We start from the raw sequence: 19,384 nt of genomic DNA, 5'->3' as shown, positions 1-19,384 counted from the left end.
TCGGGACTACGCCTGCTCCTGCTTCTTGCGTCCGGTGCCGTCCTTGCCGCGGATGAAGATCAGGCTGGCGAGCGCGCCGATCACCGCGAGGACAGCGGCGATGATGAAGATGCCGTGCAGTCCGTCGATGAAGAAACCGAGTGCCTCGCGGGCGAACTCCGGCGAGCGTTGCGCAATCTGCTGGAACAGGCCGCCCTCGGCGGCGTCGCGGAGCTGACTCTCCATCGCCGGTGGCATCCCGGGCGGGAACTGCATGCCGTCGATACCCGCATTGACGCGGTCGGAGAGGTAGGCCCCGTAGACCGCCACACCGAACGCGGTACCCAACGGCAGGGCAGTGTTCGCCAGTCCGGTGGCCATGCCGGTGCGTTCGGACGGCACGACCGCCACCGCCAGGGACATCACGTGCGGCAGCATCAGCCCGGTGCCGGCACCCAGCACCAGGTACATCGGCAGCAGGTCCGCCCAGCCGGAGTCGACGTCCATCACCAGGCCAAGCATCAGCCCGCCGGCGACGACCAGCATGCCCACCGCCTGGACCACACCGACCGGCACCCACCGCACCAGAGCGATCCCCACCGCGGAGAACACCACCATCGGTACCGCCAGGGCACTGGAGACGTAGCCGATCTCCAGGGCGGACAGTTCCAGCTGCCCGGCGAGCCACAGGATGATGAAGGGCATCATGCCGAAGCTGAACATGCGCGAGGCGAAGGCGTTGAAGGTGACCGTCGCGAAAGAGGGGATCCGGAAGAGCCGGAAGTCGACCATCGCCCGGTCCCGCTTGGACAGCTCGAAGAGGATCAGCGCGGCGAACAGCAGCACACCGGCGGCCAGTGAGGCGATGATGATCTCGCTGGTCCACCCCTGCTCCTGCCCGTCGATGATGCCGTAGTTGACCAGCACCAGCGAGACGATGATGAGTACCATCGCCCACGGCGATATCCGCGCACCCCGCAGTGCCCCGGACGTCCCGGTGCCCCCGTCAGCACTGCTCTGCCGGACAGCACGACGGGCTTCCCGCTCCTCGCGGTGCAGGTCGGGGATGAACACGATGGTGGCGACCATGACGAAGATGCCGATGGGGATGTTGATCGCGAAGATCCACTCCCAGGTGCCGGTCTCCACCAGTGCACCGCCGACCAGGGGGCCGAAGGCGCTGGCGGCACCACCGATGCCCATCATCGCCGCGACCGACCGGGTGCGTTTCGCCGAGGACCCCGGGTCGGCAGGGTCGAAGGCGTCGGCGAGCAGTGGGGTACACGTCCCGAATACCAGCGCGCCGCCGGCACCCTGTAGCGCGCGGAAGGCGATGATCCCTGCTTCCGTCCCGGTCAGGACGCAACCGACCGAGGCGCCGAGGAACAGGACGTGGCCGATGAGGAAGATCCGTCGTCGTCCGATGATGTCCGACAGGCTCGCGGCGGCGAGCATGAGGGAGGCGAAGGTCAGGCTGTAGGCGTTGATGACCCACTGGGCTCCGGACAGTGACAGGCCCAGGTCCGTGGTGATCGCCGGCAGAGCCACCAGGACGATGGTGATGTCAATGGTCATCATCACCGTCGACAGTGCCGCCACGGTCAGGCTCCAGCCCACGGGACGCGGGGCTGGCAGCCGGTGTCGGCCTGCGGAACGTCGGAGATTCGTTCGGAGGTCCACTGCAGAGGGCGCCGGGGAGTTCGCAGTCATCCCCTAACTGTATCGGAGGAGAAATCGTCACCCCTGTCGGATCTCCCTGAGAGCCTCTCCGGTAGCCAGACCGACCATTAGTGGTTAGCATGACCAACGAGCAACACATACACCTCTCCTCCGACCTCTCCCCTCTCCCCGTCTCTCCCCTCGCTCTCCTCTCGCTCTCCTCCCTCCCTCTTCTCCTCCCTCAGATTCTCACTCACCCCTCACCCTCTCCCCTCTCTCCACTGCCCGTCGCCGTTGCTTCGGGCCGAACAAAGTGATTCACCGTGATCCTCGGAAAAGCATCAACTGACCCCTCACCTCCGTCCCCCGACACGTCTCCGGATACATCCGCCGGTTCCTCCCGCCACCACGGCGGGGGCACCAGCGTCCAGCGCATCTCGCATGCCTTGGACCGACGTCAGGACCGTCACCTGCAGCGCAAGTGGTACTTCATCGTGTCCGACGCGCTCGCGGTCTTCGCGGCGACATTCCTGGCCAATGCACTGAGCCTCTACCTGTGGAAGCCTCTGGGCTGGGCACTGGTGGAGGAGTTCTTCTCCCTGCGCAGCCTCGGCATGACCTCACTGCTGACGATGTGCTGGGTGGTCGCGATCGCCGTCTGCCGTGGGTACAGCCACCAGGCACGGGCGTTCCCGTCGATCGGACGGGAGTACGTGCTCAAGGGGTCGTTGTTCTACTTCGCGGTCCTGGCGTGCGTGGACGCCCTGTCGAACTACGGCCTGTTCCGCCAGTTCGCGTTGATGGCGCTGCCGGCCGGCCTGGTGCTGATGACCGTCACCCGTCACCTGTCACGCCGGTACACCTCCCGGTTCCGGACGGACCTGCAGCGCCAGTTCCTGGTGATCGGCAATGTCGCCGACATCAACAAACTGCTGTGCACCTCGTGGCACGAGAACAACACACCACGGGACGCCACGGGCACAGGAAAGACAGGACGCGCCGGCGATCCAGGCTGGATCCACGCGATCCTGGTGACCGACCCGCACAACCGAGACAAACTGGCCGACACCGGCGACGTCCCGATCAACTCCATCTGCATCGACGAGTCCTTCTCCAACGAGGATTTCGTGGCCACCGCCGCCGGCTACAACTGTGACGCGGTGTGGGTCGCCTCCCTGGCGGACTTCGGCCACCGCAACCTGCGTCGGCTCTCCTGGCACCTGGACCGGCTGAACATGCGTCTCTACCTCGATCCGATGATCGAGGGCATCGCCGGCACCCGGCTGAACGTGGTCCCGTTCGGCCCCAGCCACACCCTGTACGTGGACCGACCCCGGTTCAACGCGGCCAACGGGTTGTCCAAGCGGCTCTTCGACATCGCCGTCTCGGCATTCGCCCTGGTGGCGGTCTCACCGATCCTGGCGGTCACGGCACTGGCGATCAAACTGGAGGACCGCGGCCCGGTGTTCTACGTCAGTGACCGCATCGGCTACCGCGGTCAGTCGTTCCGGATCTTCAAGTTCCGCAGCATGCACACCGACGCCGAGGAACGATTGCAGAAGCTCCGCGAGGAGGTCGGCGCCGACGGCCTGTTCAAGATGAAGGACGACCCGCGGGTCACCAAGGTCGGCAAGTTCATCAGGAAGACCAGCATCGACGAGCTCCCGCAGTTCGTCAACGCCCTGTTCGGCACGATGAGCGTCGTGGGGCCCCGTCCCCACCTGCAGCACGAGGTCGACGCCTTCGGCGACGACATGCGCATGCGCATGGAGGTCCGGCCCGGCATCACCGGACTGTGGCAGGTCTCGGGCCGCTCAGACCTGACCCCCGCCCAGGCGGAGAAACTGGACCTGTACTACGTGGACAACTGGTCGCTCATGCTGGACATCCGCACCATCCTGCAGACCGTCCGCGCGGTCGTCCTGTCGAGGGGGGCTTACTAGATGACCACCATCCTGCATGTCACCGACTGCTTCGACGGTGGGGTGGCCACCGCGGTCAACCAGTACGCCAGGCTGACCCCGGAGTACCGCCACCTGCTGCTGGCCAACAACGCCCGCAGCACCGCACCGACCGCGGTCCGCTCCCCCGGCGCCTTCGCCGTGGACGAGCAACTTCCGTCCTCCCCCGCCTCCGCGGTGACGGCTGTCCGCCGGGCCGTCGCCGACCACCGTCCCGACGTGGTGCACGCCCACTCGAGTTTCGCCGGGGCCTACACCCGGGTCGCCCGGTCACTCGACCTGGTCACCCCGGGACGCCCGGCACGGCCCGTGGTCTACACCCCGCACAGCTTCGCTTTCGAACGTGCCGACATCCCCCGGTGGAAGCGCCGGGCGTTTCGTGCGATGGAGCGCTCCCTGCACCCGTTGACCACCGTCGGCGCGTCCTGCGCGCAGTGGGAGGGCGAGCTGATGGTCGGCCTGGGCCGGACACCTGTCGTCGTCGTGCCCAACGCCCTGATGGACGACCACCCGGCGGTGCCGGGAAGCTGGTCGCCCCCGCAGGACGTGTCGCGCCCGGTCGTCGGCGTGGTCTCCCGGGTGACGCCGCAACGTGACCCGGCGTTCTTCGCCGAGACCGCGCGACTGATCCGTCGGCAGATCCCCGAGGCACGGTTCGTGTGGGTCGGCGCCGGGGACGGCAAGGGCACCTCGTTGGTCGACGTACTCACCGCCGCCGGTGTGGAGGTGACCGGATGGCTGTCCGGAGAGGAGTTACGCCGACAGGTCGCCGGGCTCTCCCTGGTCCTGCACACCACCCGGTGGGACGGATTCCCCATGGCGGTGCTCGAAGCTCGCCGGGTCGGCGTCCCGCTGCTGGTGCGCGACATCCCCGCGTTGCGGGAGTGCCCCGCCACCGCCCGGTTCGACTCTCCGCAGGACGCGGCGGCGAAGGCGGTGGCGATCCTGCGGGACCGCCGCGACCCGTCGCACTGGGCCGGTCTCGACGAATCCCACACCCCCGAACGCCAGCATGCGGCACTCACGGAGGCCTACTCGCTGGCGCTCGAAATCACAGGAAGGAGGACATATGCGCAGAAGCTCAGACGCCGGGCGTAGCCCGCTGACCACCGCCCGGAATTCGCCCCGGAACTCGCCATTGAACTCGCCACTGCTCGTCGCGGTGCTGCTCGGCACGGTGGCGGTGGTCGTGGGTCTGGTGGCCCGTGCCACGATCACCGGACGCTTCGGTGGTTTCGGTAATGACGCCGGCACCATCCGGGAGATCATGACCTCCCCGTTCAGTGCGATGGACCTGGGCTACGGCTCGTACTCGGTGATCGCGCACTTCTACACCGCCCTCGGCATGGAGGACGCACCGACCGCGGCCTCGGTGTTCGGTGCGGTGATCGGATCGACAGCACTGGGTATCGTGCTCGTGCGTGTCGGCGGGGTGCACGCCGGCAGGATATCGCTGGTCCTGGCGTTGGCAACCCCGGTACTCATCGGCCTGTACCAGGCGACCTACACCAAGGAGATCCTGATCTCCCTGGGCATGATCGTGATCGTGCTGATGCCGGTGAACCTGGCCGGGGAGATCGTGGTCGTCGCCGCGCTCGCCCTGCTCGGCACCGAGTACCGGACGTACTGGTCCATCGTCGCGGTCATCTACGTCGTCCTGCGGCTCCTGCTGGCCCGACGGACCACCGTCTCGGGACGCCGCATCACCGCCACGCCCTGGCGGGTGCTGCGCATCCTGGCCCTGTTGAGCGCCCTCGCCGGGCTGGCGGTCTGGATCGGTACCGGCGATCCGGCCGACTACTTCCGTACCGCGGTGAACGAGGGTGAGGCCCGGCAGGCCGTGACCGGGTCGATCATCGGGCGGTTCATTGATCTGCCTGAGCCCTTCGGCGGTGTGGTGAATGTTGTGCTGACCACGATGTTCTTCATCGTCCCGCTGCCGATGGCCGCGAAGTTCTCCCCGTACTACCTGGTGATCGGTCTCCTCTTCGCCCTGATCTGGATCAGCGCGGTGGCTGCGGCGACGGCCACCACACGCGCCCACGGCACTGACCGCCACCGTATCCCGGCCCGTGACCGCCGGATGATGGCCCGCTTCGCCGCGGTGCCCCTGTCCTTCCTCGTGGTCCAGGGGCTCTTCGAGCCGGACTGGGGGTCAGCGCTACGCCACGCCACCCCGATGGTGCCGCTGATCGTGGGTGCCGTCGCGCTCATGGAGAAGTACCGGACGCAACAGACAGAACACACCAACCAGAAAAGGATCCCCATGACCACCCCCTCCTCCCCTTCAGAACAGAACCATCTGGCCACCTACCTGGGGTACCTGCGCACGTCGTTCTGGATGCTCATCGTGGGTGCCGTCATCGGCGGCCTCCTCGGCTGGGGCGCGTCCGCCCTGATGACCAAGCAGTACACCGCAACCTCGCAGCTGTACGTCGGCGCGGCGAACACCGGCAACTCCACCGACGCCTACCGCGGCACGCTGCTGAGCCAGAGCCAGGTCGGCACCTACGCCGAGATAGCCACCAGCCGCGCGCTCGGTGAGCGCGTCGCCCGGGACCTCGGGCTCGACCAGAGCCCGGCGGAGGTCGCCTCGATGCTCACCGCCGGAGCCAACCGCGACACGGTGATCCTCAACATCAACGCCGTGGCGGGGGACGCCGAGGAGGCCCGTGACCTCGCCAACTCCGCGGCCGCCCAGCTGACCGCCATGGTCGCCGAGCTCAACACCACCACCGCACCCGACGGGCCGTCCAGCGCACCCCAGCTGGCACCGTTGAACGATGCGCTGACCCCCGATGCGCCGTCCTCACCGAAGATCCTGCAGAACGTGGGTATCGGTGCCGGCGCCGGCTGATCCTTGGCCTCGTCGCGGCCGTCGTACGCGGCATGACCGACAACCGGATCCGTGACCGTCGTCAGATCGCCGACATCGTCGGTGCACCGGCGATCGGCACGATCAGCACCAGTGACAACCTCTCCGGGTCCGCGGGCTCCCATGTCCTCGACTTCGCCGCGGCACCGGTGATCGCCGCTGAACAGTTCCGCGAGCTGCGCACGAACCTGCGATTCCTCGACGTCGACAACCCGCCGACGGTCATCGCCGTCACCAGCGGCATGCCTGGTGAAGGCAAGTCCACACTGGCCACGAACCTCGCCCTCGCCCTGGCGGACGACGGTGAACGGGTGTGCCTCGTCGACGCGGACCTGCGTCGCCCCCGCGTCGCCGACTACCTCGGTGGGGACCTGCAGTCCGAGGTCGGGCTGTCGACCGTCCTGTCCGGTGCCGCCGGCGTGGACGACATCGTGCAGGAGTCCGGTCGCGACGGGCTGACCGTGGTCACCTCCGGTCCTCAGCCGCCGAACCCCGCCGAGCTCCTCGGTTCCCGGCGTTTCCGCGACGTGCTGACCGATCTGGACGCCCGGTACGACTACGTCATCGTCGACGCCTCTCCGGTGATCCCGGTGACCGACGCCGCCCTGGTGTCCTCCGCCGTCGACGGTCTGATCCTGGCCGTGAGCCACGGTGACACCACCGTCGACCAGCTCACCCGGACCACCAGTAACCTCACCCAGGTCGGCGCCCACGTCCTGGGCACCGTGTTCACCATGACCCCGAAGTCCGAGGGCAAGGGCTACTACCGCAACGGCTACGGCTACGGAAACACCGCGGCCGCCGTCCAGCGCTCCTCGCAGGCAGCGACGGCGTCGGAGCCTGCGGCCCAGCCGGCGCGGCACGGGGTCGACGCTGCCGACTCATCGGACGCCGCCTCCAGGGAGACGGTGGGAGCGGACCGCTGAGTCCTTCCCGCCCGTCCCGTCCGTCCCTGACCGGTCGGCTGTCGTCGGTGGTACGCATGGGCCCCGCACTGATCGGCCAGGGCCTGAACTTCCTGGCGATGCTCCTGCCGATCATCGGGCAGGAGACCGGACAACTGGCCTACCTGATGCTGCCGTTGGCGCTCGCCACGGTGCTGTCCCGGACCTCGGTCCTCGGGTTCCACAGCCGGTATCTCACGCTGGCGGACCCGGTGCGGCGCACCGCGACCTCGGTGTCCCTGGGTGCACTGCTGTCGACCACACTGGTGTGCGCGGGTGTCGCCGGCATCCTGACCACCGTCGGTGTGCCCGGAACAGCGGCCGTGGCCGGGTGGACGGCGCTGCTCGTCATCTCGAACGGGGTCTACCTCATGGCCGTCGCCGTGGCGACCCAGGAACAGCGGATGGACGTCTACTCCACTGCCCGGCTGGTCTACGGGGTGGTCAACGTCCTGGTGACCGTCGTGGTGGTGTTCGTCGCCCCGTTCCAGGCCGGCCTCATCGTCGCTGCGATCGTGAACCCGCTCGTGGGTGCCGTGTTGATCGTGACCCGTACCCGTAACCGGGTGGTCACGGTGTTCGTCCGCGACCTACCGCGGCTCCTGGACCGGGAACACCGCGGCTATCTCGTCGTCTCGTCGCGGGCCACGGGTGCGACGCTGCTGTCGGAGTGCGGTTTCCAGATCCAGGGGTTCCTCACCCCGTTCCTGGGCCAGTACCAGGAGATCTGGGCGGTCGTCGTGCGCCTCACCGGTGGTTTCGGGTCCCTCGCCCAGCAGGTCATCGCCCCGTCGCTGGAGGCGAAGATCGCTGCGTCGATCCGGGAGGGTGACGCCGCCGTCACCCGACGCTGGTGCCGGGTCTGTGCCGTCGGCGGCCTGCTGCTCGGCGCGGTGTGCGCCGCGATCCAGACCGGGGCGCTGGTCTTTTCCCTGCCGGAGGACGATGCCCTGACCCCCCTGGTCCTCGCCGCGACCGCCGTGTTCTGCGTGGCGTCGCTGGCGACGAACCTGTCGGTGAAGATCCCCCTGATGAAAGGCCACGACAGGGGGTTCCTCCTGTGGTCGGTCGGACGCCTCGTCCCTCTCGTCGTCCTGTTGGCGACCTCGGGCGCCGTCCTGCTGGGCGGCATCGTGGTGGTGCAGACCCTTGCCGCGGTAGCTTTCCTGGTGATTGCGTTGCGGCCGGTGCGGTGAGGTGCTCCTCTGAGAAAAACAAGCGGGTCCTCTATGCATTCTTTTACGTTCCAGTGCCTTTCCCACGGACCGGTGATCTTACCAGTCATGATGACTGGAGAACCGGATCGATACACAGAAATTCTCCCCGCAGGATCACGGCAACGGCGTATGAGATAGTGTTGCGTCTCCTATATGCGTGGGTGGCCTTGCGGCAAGCTGGGTTATGTGGCACATCAGTCGAATTTCATGAACGAGCAGAGGGAGCATAGCGAGCCGCTGTCGCCGCAGAGCGAGGGCAAGAAAGAACACCTATTCGAGGGCAATCGACGTGCGGTCGCAGGCATGATCTACCAATACTGGACCGGAATCCCGCGGCTCAATCTCCCCGAATGACCCGGTCCCCGACAATCGATCTGGAGGCAACAGCGCCAGTAAGCCGCTGATGGTACCTGGGATCGCATGTCCGCGCTGAATCTCGCCGAAACTGACGCCTCCGGCGTGATCGATCGGAATGCGCTGGTCGAGGCGACGATCAATCGTGCTCACCAGCAAGGTACGACTGTGCCGCGCCCGGACCAGTACGCAGCGGGATGCTTCGAGTTACAAGAAAATCTGCCGGTCCACTAAGCCGAGCCTGACGGTCAAGGGATCGGCCGTTCGCGTGACGGGCTGTCTACGAAAGTGCACTATGCCATCGAGGCGAGCTACCGACCGCCCTCGGTGGCAGTCGCTGGCGGGCAGCGTAATGACGGGGTCATACTCCAGAACATGCTCGAAAGCCTCCGTGCACCACGACTGACCTGTGGTGCCCCCACACATGAGGCCGGATAGGGTTCGCGGACAACGCCTACACCACCGGGATGAACCGTGACGATCTCTGTCCGCGACGGATTGCTGCAGTCACCCCAAAGAACCGCACCGAGATCAGTTCGCACGAACGCAAAGACAGCGGGGCGGAAGGTCAACGAACTTCGATACCGACAAGTGCAAGCGCTGCAACGTGGTCGAGCGGGCATTCAACTTGATGTAGCAATTGCGTCGGCTGCGACCACGTACGACCAACTTACACTCACCTGCTGGGCTGGAGTTGTGCTTGCAGCGATCCTGACCTGGCTAGGCGTATAGGAGAAGCACACCGGCGTGTTGCGGATAGGGTAACGGCAGGTCAGAGACCTAAGCATCAATTTTAACGAACCTAAACCGGAACCGTTTTGGTATTTTGCGTTGTAAAATACCAAATCTCCAGATATCGTCATTGTGTCAGCGATCACACGAGCTAGGAGCCAGAGTTGATGATGATCAGATCCCCTGGAGCAACCGACTGCCACGTGCACGTCTTCAGCCCCGCGACGTCCCCCTACCAACCAGCACGCTCATACACCCCCGGGCCGGCGACCACCACGGAGCTACGAGAGCACTTGCAACGCGTAGGCACTGAACGTGTCGTCCTCGTTCAACCCAGTGTCTACGGTTCAGATAACCGAGCCATGCTCGCAGCAATGGCAGAGCTGGGACCAGCGATATGCCGGGGCGTCGCCGTCGTCGATTCCGCGACAACGCCAGGGGAACTCGATGAAATGGTCGCCACTGGCGTCCGCGGACTTCGACTCAACGTCAGTTCCGACCCACGTGGTACCACCACCAACTTCACCAATGAACTGGCTGCCCTTATCCAACGGGCTGCCACACACAACCTCTTTGTGGAAATCTTCGCTGCACACTCCATGCTCGAGCAAGCACGGACACTCATTGAAGACTCCCCCGTTCCGATCCTCCTCGACCACTTCGGCGGTGTACACGCCACGACCGCCGGCACACTCGACGGAGCCGCCACCGTGCTCCACCTATATTCCCACCCCCACGTCTGGATCAAGCTCTCGGCACCGTACCGACTCGGTGATCCGGCAGACATTGCGCATGGTCTCCCCCCGTTTGTCAGCGATCTCGCCAGCATCTCCCCGAAACGTCTGCTGTGGGCATCGGACTGGCCACATACCGGTGGCGGACGCGACCGTGCCACACGCAGCCTTGACGCCATCGAGCCGTTCCGCAACTACAACGCCACCACATCAGTCGAGGACATCTCTGACTGGCTTCCCACCCCCCAAGCTGTCGCAGACGTGTTCACCCACAACCCCGCCTCCCTGTACGACTTCCCCACCACAGACCCCTCGCCCACCGCCGAGGCCCACCACACACCCGAAAGCCAGTTGGAGTAATGATGTCCCACAACAAATCGTCAGACAACGAGGCACCACCGGCGGCTCCACCAAGCCCCGATAACCTGTCGCACGACAACAGCTGGCGGACTCGCTGGTGGAAGCTCATGGACTTCGATGTCGGCATCATCCCGCTGCCGGTTTACATTCTCATGATCGCGTTGATGATCATCTTCACCGCCATCAATGGAGTCAGCGGCGAGCTCGCCTTCGTCATCGGCATCGCCGCAGTCTTCGCCTTCACCCTCGGTGAAATCGGCAATCGTGTACCAGGCCTTCGCCACATCGGTGGCGGAGCGATCCTGGTGACATTCTTTCCCTCCCTGTTGGGCTATCTCGACCTGATCCCGGAACCGATGGTCACCGCCGTCGGAGACTTCTTCTCCACCAGCAAGATCCTCAACCTCTTCATCGCCGCAGTCATCGTCGGCAGCATCCTGTCGATGAACCGCTCTGTACTGATTAAAGGGTTCGTCAAGATCTTTGTCCCTCTCCTCGCCGGCACGGCCCTGGCAATTACGCTGGGGATGATCTCCGGGCTTATCTTCGGGATCGGACCGCATGACACTTTCTTCTATGTCCTCGTCCCGATTATGGCAGGAGGCGTCGGCGAGGGAGCGATACCACTGACTCTGGGCTATGCCCAGATTAACGGAATCGAACAGGGCGAACTCCTCGCTCGAGTACTGCCCCCGATCATGGTCGGTAACCTCACCGCAGTGATCAGCGCAGGACTGCTGAACCTGCTAGGCCGCCGCTACCCGAAGTTCAGCGGCGACGGCGAGCTCGCCCCCACTCCCATCCACGTTGACGAAGACCCCGAGGCCAAACTGCAAGGAGCAGACCTGATCAAGGCGATCGCCGCGGCATTCATGGTCGCCGTCTCTCTCTACCTCGTCGGGATCCTGTTCAACGAACTGCTTTCGTGGCCCGCTCCGGTCGTCATGCTTTTCCTGGCCGTGGCATTCACGCTCGCCCACCTGGTCTCGCCCCGTCTGAAAGCTGGTGCTTCCTTCGTCTACAAGTTCGCCATCACCACCCTGGCATTCCCCGTCCTGTTCATCTTCAGTCTGACCCAGACCCCCTGGGAGAGCCTGATCGCCGGATTTGCCCCGGCCAATCTCGTAACCATTGTTGTGACAGTACTCGGCATGGTCACCGGAGGCTTCTTCGCCGCACGCTTCGTCAAACTCCACCAGGTCGAAGCTGCCATGGTCACAGCCACCCACAGTGGCATGGGCGGCGCCGGCGACATCGCCATCCTCACCGCCGGTGGCCGAATGCAACTGATGCCATTCGCGCAGATCGCCACCCGTATCGGCGGCGGCATTACCGTCGCTCTCGCGCTGATCCTGTACTCGGTGATCGGATAGCTGCTCATAACAGATACTACCCCTGTCCCCTACCCCCTGCAGGGCGTAGACAACCACTCAACAACACGAAAGGCTCGAAACATCATGAAAATCCTCGTTCTTCCCGGCGACGGCATCGGACCGGAAATCTCCTCGGCAACCCTGCAGGTACTCGAGTACCTGAACACCGCACGCGACCTCGGCCTGGAATTCGAGACCGCCGAGATCGGGCTGGCCTCTCTGCACAACGAGTCGACCACCCTGCCCCAGCGCATCCTCGATCGAATCCCCGACGTCGACGGGGTCATTCTGGGGCCAGTTTCCCACTACGACTACCCGCCTCGATCCGAAGGCGGGATCAACCCATCGGCGGAGCTGCGCACCGTGTTCAAACTCCACGCCAACATCCGGCCGTGTCGGTCCCGGGATGACTTGAGCATTCTGCGCGACCCCATGGATCTCGTGATCGTCAGGGAGAACACCGAAGGCTTCTACTCCGACCGGAATATGTACGCTGGTTCCGGCGAATTCATGCCAGACCCGGATTCCGCGTTCAGCATCAGGAAAATCACCGCTCACGCCAGCCAACGGGTCGCTCGCACAGCCTTCGAGCTTGCCTCGTCTCGCCGCAAGAAGGTCACGGCGGTGCACAAGGCCAACGTGTTGAAGCTCTCCGATAACCTGTTCCTCCGCGAAGTCCGCAAGGTCGCTACAGAGTTCCCCGATATAGAGCTCGAAGAACTCATCGTCGATGCCGCAGCCGCCCATATGATCCGCCGACCCCAGACCTTCGACGTCCTGGTCACCACCAACATGTTCGGCGATATCCTCTCTGACGAAGCATCGGAGCTCTCCGGAAGCCTGGGACTCGGCGGTTCACTCAACGCCGGTACCGATACGGCTGTCGCACAGGCACAGCATGGGTCGGCTCCGGACATCCAAGGGCAGGGCATCGCCAACCCCACCTCACTCATCCTCTCAGCAGCGATGCTTCTTGACTGGTATGGCCACCGGTCTGACGATGCCCGCCTGATCACCGCGGCTCAAGAGATTGAAGCAGCAGTCGAAAGCGCCCTCGACGACCCCTCCGCACGCACGCGGGATATCGGCGGGAGCTCCAGTACAGAGGAGTTCTCGAATCGCGTCCTCCAAGAGCTGCAGAATGCACCGACAAGCTAGCAACGCACCTCTCACCCACACGAAAACTCCCGGCGGCCACGCGGCCCCGTGCCCCACAAGAAAGGATAAGTAATGCCTTCTTCCATCAATCCCGCTACCGGCACCGTGCTCGCCGAGTACCCGAACCACACTGCAGACGAGATCGAAGCACGGCTGTCTGCAAGCCATCAGGCCTTCCAGACCTGGCGCCAGACCCCAGTCGCCGAACGCACCGGGCTACTCACTGCCCTAGCTGCCGTGCTGCGCGACAATCAGGAAACCTACGCTCGACTGATCACCGACGAGATGGGCAAACCGATCACCGAAGCCAGGGCAGAAGTCGCTAAGTCAGCTCTGACACTGGACTACTACGCTGACAACGCCGAACACTTCCTGGCGTTTGAGTCGATCGAGTCCGACGCCGCGGTCAGCGGCGTGCAGTACGACCCGCTCGGGGTGGTGCTGGCGATCATGCCGTGGAACTACCCCTTCTGGCAGTTCTTCCGCTTCGCCGCCCCAGCACTCGCCGCCGGCAACGCTGCGGTCCTGAAGCACGCCGCCAATGTCACCGGGTGCGCCCGGGCAATCCAGGAAATCGTCGACACCGCCATCGCGAAAGTCTCCGCCCCAGAAGGCCTGTTCAACTCATTGGTGGTGTCTTCCTCCTCAGTGCGGGCGATCATCGAGGATTCACGCATCGCCGCAGTCACCCTCACCGGGTCCACCGAGGTCGGCGCAATTGTGGCCAGTCAAGCGGGCAACGTGCTCAAAAAGCAGGTCCTGGAACTCGGCGGTTCCGACCCATTTATTGTGCTGGCCGATGCTGATCTGGAACATGCCGCTTCTACCGCAGTGGCTTCCCGGTTCAACACCACCGGGCAGTCCTGCGTCAACGCCAAACGCTTTATTGTCGTCGACTCGGTGGCCGATGAGTTCACCAAGCTCTTTGTGGACAAGGCCCGTGAACTTGTCACCGGTGATCCTGCCCAGGACTCCACACAGATCGGCCCGCTGGCACGACCTGATCTTCGCGACACCCTGCACGAACAGGTAGAGCGCAGCGTGGCCCAGGGAGCCGACCTACTCCTCGGCGGCGAGCTCCCTGACGGCCCCGGAGCCTACTACCCGCCGACGATCCTCGACCACGTTCTCCCGGGGCAGGCAGCATTCGATGAGGAGACTTTCGGCCCAGTCGCCGCGATCACCCGAGTCTCTGGCGATAAGGAAGCCATCGAGCTGGCCAACACCAGCGAGTACGGGTTGGGCGCGACGATCTTCTCCGCTGACGTGCACAAGGCCCGCTCACTGGCGGGTCAGATCGATGCCGGAGCGGTGTTCATCAACGGCAAGGTCGCCTCCGACCCCCGGCTCCCCTTCGGAGGGATCAAACGTTCAGGCTACGGACGTGAGCTGTCCCACCTCGGTATCCGCGAGTTCACCAACACCAAGACCATCTGGATTGGACAGTAGATCATGACCAACACCTCTTCCTTCGACAACCTGGTTCTGCGTCCCAGCGAACTGCCCTCCAAGAACAGGGGCGGCGGAGCACGCACTGTACCCCTGGTGACCTACGCCCGCGGTGCGACGGCATTCCTCAACGGCACGACCATCTTCGAACCCGGCGCACAGATCGGCAATCACACCCACAACGTCGTCGAATTAGTCGTGGTCATCGCCGGCACCGCAATCGTCGACATTGACGGGCAACGTACCGAACTGTCGACGTTTGACACGACCTTCGTGCCGGCCAACGTGCCGCATCACTTCGAGAACGCCTCCGACACCGAAGAGATGCGCATCCTCTGGACCTATGCTTCGGTCGACGCGACGCGTACCTTGATGGATTCCGGCGAGCACGGCCGCATCGACGGAGAATCCACCTCCGTCAGCACCGCCGGCGCCACCTCATCGGTCACCGAGGTCGTGGATCTGCACGTCATCCCAGGATCCGAGGCGGCATTCGAAGCCGCAGTGGATGAAGCCGCCGCTGTCTTCCAGCGAGCCACCGGCGCCCGCACCTTCGATCTGGTGCGCCAGGTCGAAGATCCGCAGCTCTACCGGTTGCATATCCGGTGGACCACTATCGAGGATCACACAGAGGGTTTCCGTGCCTCCGATGACTTCTCGACCTGGCGGGAACTGGTGATGCCTCACTTGTCTGCACCACCTCAGGCCACCCATTACTCCCACGTGCACGCGGCCTTCTAGGGAAGCGCTGAACCCCTGAGCTATGTGAACGATGCTCTGGTCTGCTGTTCACCACCGGTGGACAGCAGACCAGAGCATCGAGCTGTTTCTAACGGCGCGGCGATGTTTTCTCGACCCCCACGGTGCGCAGATGGCTTGCAAGGAAAACTGAGGCATCCTGCAAACGTCCAGCGAGCACCAAGTCCGCCAGATGGACATGTTCGGCACATCTGATCGCTGCTCTCTTGGGGACCAGGGTCCTGCGGTACTCGATCAGGCGACGCAGCTTGTTGATGCGTGACAGTGACTCAATGAAGAACTCGTTGTTTGACCCTGCAGTGATAGTCTCGTGCAACCGAGAATTGAGATCGAAGAGCTCCGGACCGGAAATACGTTGGACTCGACCCTCAACTAAGGCCTGTTGCTCGGCACGGCACGCCATCAAGGCCTCACGATCCACCCGGTAGCCCGGTTCCAGCAACGCGGCCGGTTCAACCAACTGCCGGAATCGGTAACTGTCTGCATAGGATTTCGCCGACGTCAACGTCGGCAGAAACCGCCAACCGTAGCCTGGATTGGGCTCGATCCACCCTTCCGAAGAGATCCGGCGAAGAATATCCGACAGTTCAGGAGCGGAGAGAGCATACCGTCGCATCAGCGCACGCTCGGTGACCTGTTCTTCCAGAGTGCCGTCAAGCCTATCCTGCGCGATAGCGAAGTACGCTCGAGAGACTCGGTCTTCTGGCTGATCAATATCGGGCTCACTTGGGACCTGCGCAACGACATACCCCCGCTGAGCGCGCGCGACAACGCCCGATTCCTCCAATTCAGCAAGGGCCGCGCGCACAGGGGTGCGCGAGACTCGTAACTGCGAGGCTAAGGACCGCTCCACCAGACGTGTTCCTGCTTCCCATCCTTTGTCGCGGATCAGCCTGACTATCCGTGCTTGCAGCGAGTCGACCAGCACTGTGGTACCGCGGGGAGTACCCGAAGTGATAGTTTCTGAATCGATGGGGCGGGGAGTCATACCACTCATTCAACCACTCATTCACCGCCCCAGGGCGCTGCTACGGATTCAGACCGCCCACCTGCACAGCTCCCCTGCCCGCTATCGACACTGTCTATTCGGATGCAGGGGGCAAGAGTAAGGGCCGGAACGATGTCGCCGAAGCCCAGGTTCGACCGCCCGATGGACATATAGATATCGTTGATACTGGTATTCTGGGGCAGGGCCATGTTCGTGGAAAGCACAAAGCACCGTGTGCCCAGCACGCACCCTTGAAGCGCACTAATGCGGTATCACCCAACAGTCGCGCCGACCAGGGCCCCGTAGTCGTCGCGGACCAGGTCGACCACGGAGTCGCATGCGGTCACCGCGCCTCCCCGGATGATCCGGACCCGCTCGAGGATCTCGTCGGCAGTGAGGTCGGGACGGTACTCCAGCACCGAGCCCAGGTCCCCGTACCAGTCGAACTGACCACTGAACTTCCCCACGTAGCCGATCCCGACGGTGGGGACTCCACTGCTCAACGCGGCCACGCAGGCGTGCATCCGTGCCGACACACAGTGGTCTGCGGCGGCGATGGCCGCCTTCGCCTCCGCGGCGGTGGTGGGGACGGTCAGCGTCGCATCCACACCCGTCGCCGCGAGGGCGTCGACGACGCGGCGCCCGAGAGCGACATCGCCCACGCTGTCGCGGACGTCGTGCACCACGACCTCGATCGGGCGGTCGTCGCCCTGCTCCCGCATCCTGAGGCCGAGGTCGCGCCACAGTGTGACGAGGTGCTCCGTGCCGACGCCGTACATGCCGCCGAGGTGGGCATTCGGTACGAAGACGACGGGCGCCGTTGCGTCCACAGGCCTTGGGGTGGGCGGAAGCAGTGCCGCGATGTCGGGGGTGCTCGACACCGTCCTCCCGAGGATCTCCGTGGCACGCTGCGCCGACAGACGGTCGCGGGCGCGCACCACCACCTCCGCATCCAGGCTCCGGAGGATACGGGCGGCAGCGGGGTGGACCGTCGTCGGCAGGCTGAAATTCACCAACGCCGCCGGGTGGCCCGCCGCAGCAGCGACGTTCAGCATCCGCACCCGGGTCGCCAGCAACGCCAGTTCATAGTCGCCGGCGAGGGTGTCCGCACCGATGACCACCAACGGTCCCGACGCGAGTTCCCGTACCGTCGTGGCGGTCGGGACGGTACCGCGTCCAACGGTCAGATCGCTCAGTGGGGTAACACCGACGTCCACGGGTACCAGGCGCCGCCACGGAGCGGCGTCGCCGGGGACCACGAGGTCCACACCGGCGTCGACACCCGCGTCTGCCAGCAGGTGCTGCAGGGACGACGCAGCGACGAGCCCCATGGCCTCGTCGCCGAAGGAGCCGTGGGACGCCGGGAGCACCACCCTCACCCGCCCGGTCGCGGACCCACCGGTGGCGGGGCGCGCACGGGGCAACGGGAGGTGCGAGTTGATCAGTCCGACGAGGCGCTGGCCCGCCCACTTGACCTGGGCCACGGCCTGTTCCCGGCGCGAGGGCACCGGATCGGTGGACGGCGCCTGGGCAGGGTGGGTCTGTGCACCACTGCGGATCAGGGACGCCAGATCCGACCAGTCGGGCTGCTCGGCCACCCGACGTATCGCGCCGGACGACAACGCGCGGTAGAGGGCGGGGTCGGTGAGCAAACTCTCGATCCCGTCGGCGACGGCCTCCGGGGTGATGTCATCGGTGACTATGCCGAACCCGTCCACCTGGTCGGGGATCGCCCCGACCGGGGTCGCCACGCACGGCACCGCATGTGCCAGTGCCAGGGTCACCGGTCCGGACTGGCTGGCCTCGGTGTAGGGCAGCAGCATGATGTCGAAGCCACGGACGACGTCGGTGACCTCGTCCTCGGGGACCCACCGGTTGTCCCAGGTGGCGTAGTTTCCGAGCGGAGTCTCGCGCAGCCGTTCCTCCGGCCCGGAGCCGATGATCCGCAGCTCGCAAGCCGGAGCACCCCGTTCCTCCAGGACACGCATCGCTGCCAGGGCGACATCGATGCCCTTGTACTTCTGCAGGCGTCCGAACAGGCCGATCACCGGTACCCGCCCTGAGCCGTCCGGCAGGTCGCGCGGCTCGGTCGCCGCATCCTCCAGATCGAACGGCGGGTGATCGCCGGTCGTGATCGGCACCGTCACCTGGTCGGCGAGGATCCCGGTCACCGCCTCCGAGAAGGTCACCACCCGGTCGGCGCGGCGCAGCTCATTGCGCCGACCGACGGCCTGGACCAGGCTGCCTTCCCCGGGATGCGCGGACCCGTCGTGGATGCAGGAGACGTACTCCACGTCACCGGGGACCAGCACGGGCAGGGCGAGCGACTGGTAGACGCTCTCCATCACGCACACCACCCGCTCGATGCGGTGCCGCCGGATCCACCGACGCAACCGGAGGGAGTTCCACACCAGTCGGGGCAGGCCGAGGATGACCCCGGCCATCGAGGTGTAGGTCGGTACCGGGAACGCCGGGACGCCGCCACGGGCCTGGGCGGCGAAACGCGGCGCGATCTCGGCGTCCGGATTGTAGGAGAGGAAAGCCAGAGGGTACGGAGAGGACGGAAAGTACGGCGCCTGAGACACTGCGGACGTGACGGAAGCCTGGACATGCTGGTCGGCGTCGCCGACCTGGAGAGACTCTCGGTTCCGGTCCCCTTCGACAAGATCGGCGAGGAATCGGGGGCCGCCACCGGTGCGACCCCAGTGAACCCAGAGTGTCCTGGCTTCCGACGGCAGGGTGAGGGACCTGTCGACGTTGGTCATGGAAGACATTGTAGGGGGTGTTCGCGTTGCCCGCCTCGTGGAGCCTGCCTAGGATGAGAGGAACTTCGGGGCACTCT

15 protein-coding genes are annotated in these 19,384 nt (G+C 65.0%); 10 read left to right on the top strand and 5 right to left on the bottom strand.

Annotated features, from left to right (window positions below):
* Positions 1-6: 6 nt before the first annotated feature.
* Together BJF89_RS10640 and BJF89_RS19585 are read right to left on the bottom strand one after the other, a co-directional pair.
* Positions 7-1,689, bottom strand: a complete 1,683-nt coding sequence (locus BJF89_RS10640; RefSeq protein ID WP_255372599.1) for an MFS transporter — start codon at positions 1,687-1,689, stop codon at positions 7-9.
* 77 nt (positions 1,690-1,766) lie between these two features.
* Positions 1,767-1,895, bottom strand: a complete 129-nt coding sequence (locus BJF89_RS19585; protein WP_255372598.1) for a hypothetical protein — start codon at positions 1,893-1,895, stop codon at positions 1,767-1,769.
* Positions 1,896-1,961: 66 nt separating this feature from the next.
* Between BJF89_RS19585 and BJF89_RS10635 the strand changes: the two genes are divergently transcribed.
* The 5 genes from BJF89_RS10635 to BJF89_RS10615 are packed head-to-tail and all read left to right on the top strand — an operon-like array spanning position 1,962 to position 8,614.
* Complete coding sequence (locus tag BJF89_RS10635; protein ID WP_075814695.1) at positions 1,962-3,581, top strand: sugar transferase; 1,620 nt, start codon at positions 1,962-1,964, stop codon at positions 3,579-3,581.
* Positions 3,582-4,697 carry a glycosyltransferase gene (locus BJF89_RS10630; protein ID WP_075814693.1) on the top strand — a complete coding sequence of 372 codons (1,116 nt, stop codon included), beginning with the start codon at positions 3,582-3,584 and terminating at the stop codon, positions 4,695-4,697. It abuts the gene before it with no gap.
* On the top strand, positions 4,669-6,456 hold the full coding sequence (locus BJF89_RS18250) for a YveK family protein (RefSeq protein ID WP_255372597.1): 1,788 nt from the start codon (positions 4,669-4,671) through the stop codon (positions 6,454-6,456). Before BJF89_RS10630 ends, BJF89_RS18250 begins: the two co-directional genes overlap by 29 nt.
* A gap of 32 nt (positions 6,457-6,488) precedes the next feature.
* Positions 6,489-7,400: a CpsD/CapB family tyrosine-protein kinase gene (locus BJF89_RS19580; protein WP_075814688.1), complete on the top strand. Its 912-nt coding sequence runs from the start codon at positions 6,489-6,491 to the stop codon at positions 7,398-7,400.
* Between the two features lie 56 nt (positions 7,401-7,456).
* A complete protein-coding gene (locus BJF89_RS10615; RefSeq protein WP_075814686.1) occupies positions 7,457-8,614 on the top strand; it encodes a hypothetical protein in 1,158 nt (385 codons plus the stop codon).
* Between the two features lie 291 nt (positions 8,615-8,905).
* Here the strand turns inward: BJF89_RS10615 and BJF89_RS18600 are convergent, their stop codons facing one another.
* Complete coding sequence (locus BJF89_RS18600) at positions 8,906-9,142, bottom strand: hypothetical protein (protein WP_139311990.1); 237 nt, start codon at positions 9,140-9,142, stop codon at positions 8,906-8,908.
* A gap of 746 nt (positions 9,143-9,888) precedes the next feature.
* Here BJF89_RS18600 and BJF89_RS10605 point away from each other — a divergent pair.
* The 5 genes from BJF89_RS10605 (at position 9,889) to BJF89_RS19135 (ending at position 15,536) form a co-directional block, all read left to right on the top strand.
* Positions 9,889-10,815 carry an amidohydrolase family protein gene (locus BJF89_RS10605; RefSeq protein WP_075814683.1) on the top strand — a complete coding sequence of 309 codons (927 nt, stop codon included), beginning with the start codon at positions 9,889-9,891 and terminating at the stop codon, positions 10,813-10,815.
* Positions 10,816-10,922: 107 nt separating this feature from the next.
* Positions 10,923-12,188 carry a 2-hydroxycarboxylate transporter family protein gene (locus BJF89_RS10600; protein WP_139311989.1) on the top strand — a complete coding sequence of 422 codons (1,266 nt, stop codon included), beginning with the start codon at positions 10,923-10,925 and terminating at the stop codon, positions 12,186-12,188.
* Between the two features lie 84 nt (positions 12,189-12,272).
* On the top strand, positions 12,273-13,346 hold the full coding sequence (locus tag BJF89_RS10595; RefSeq protein WP_075814678.1) for an isocitrate/isopropylmalate dehydrogenase family protein: 1,074 nt from the start codon (positions 12,273-12,275) through the stop codon (positions 13,344-13,346).
* Positions 13,347-13,418: 72 nt separating this feature from the next.
* Positions 13,419-14,795: an NAD-dependent succinate-semialdehyde dehydrogenase gene (locus BJF89_RS10590; protein WP_075814675.1), complete on the top strand. Its 1,377-nt coding sequence runs from the start codon at positions 13,419-13,421 to the stop codon at positions 14,793-14,795.
* A gap of 3 nt (positions 14,796-14,798) precedes the next feature.
* The gene (locus BJF89_RS19135) at positions 14,799-15,536 is read left to right on the top strand and encodes a cupin domain-containing protein (RefSeq protein ID WP_083650654.1); all 738 of its coding nucleotides are present in this window, start codon (positions 14,799-14,801) and stop codon (positions 15,534-15,536) included.
* Between the two features lie 88 nt (positions 15,537-15,624).
* Here BJF89_RS19135 and BJF89_RS10575 read toward each other — a convergent pair whose 3' ends face one another.
* Positions 15,625-16,482, bottom strand: coding sequence for a GntR family transcriptional regulator (locus BJF89_RS10575; protein WP_255372596.1), 858 nt, complete (start codon positions 16,480-16,482; stop codon positions 15,625-15,627).
* A gap of 332 nt (positions 16,483-16,814) precedes the next feature.
* Positions 16,815-19,307, bottom strand: a complete 2,493-nt coding sequence (locus BJF89_RS10570) for a glycosyltransferase (RefSeq protein WP_075814671.1) — start codon at positions 19,305-19,307, stop codon at positions 16,815-16,817.
* Positions 19,308-19,384 lie beyond the last annotated feature (77 nt).

The sequence above is a fragment of the Corynebacterium sp. CNJ-954 genome (genome assembly GCF_001942345.1).
Taxonomy (GTDB): domain Bacteria; phylum Actinomycetota; class Actinomycetes; order Mycobacteriales; family Mycobacteriaceae; genus Corynebacterium.
This window is presented reverse-complemented; position numbering and strand designations above follow the sequence as displayed.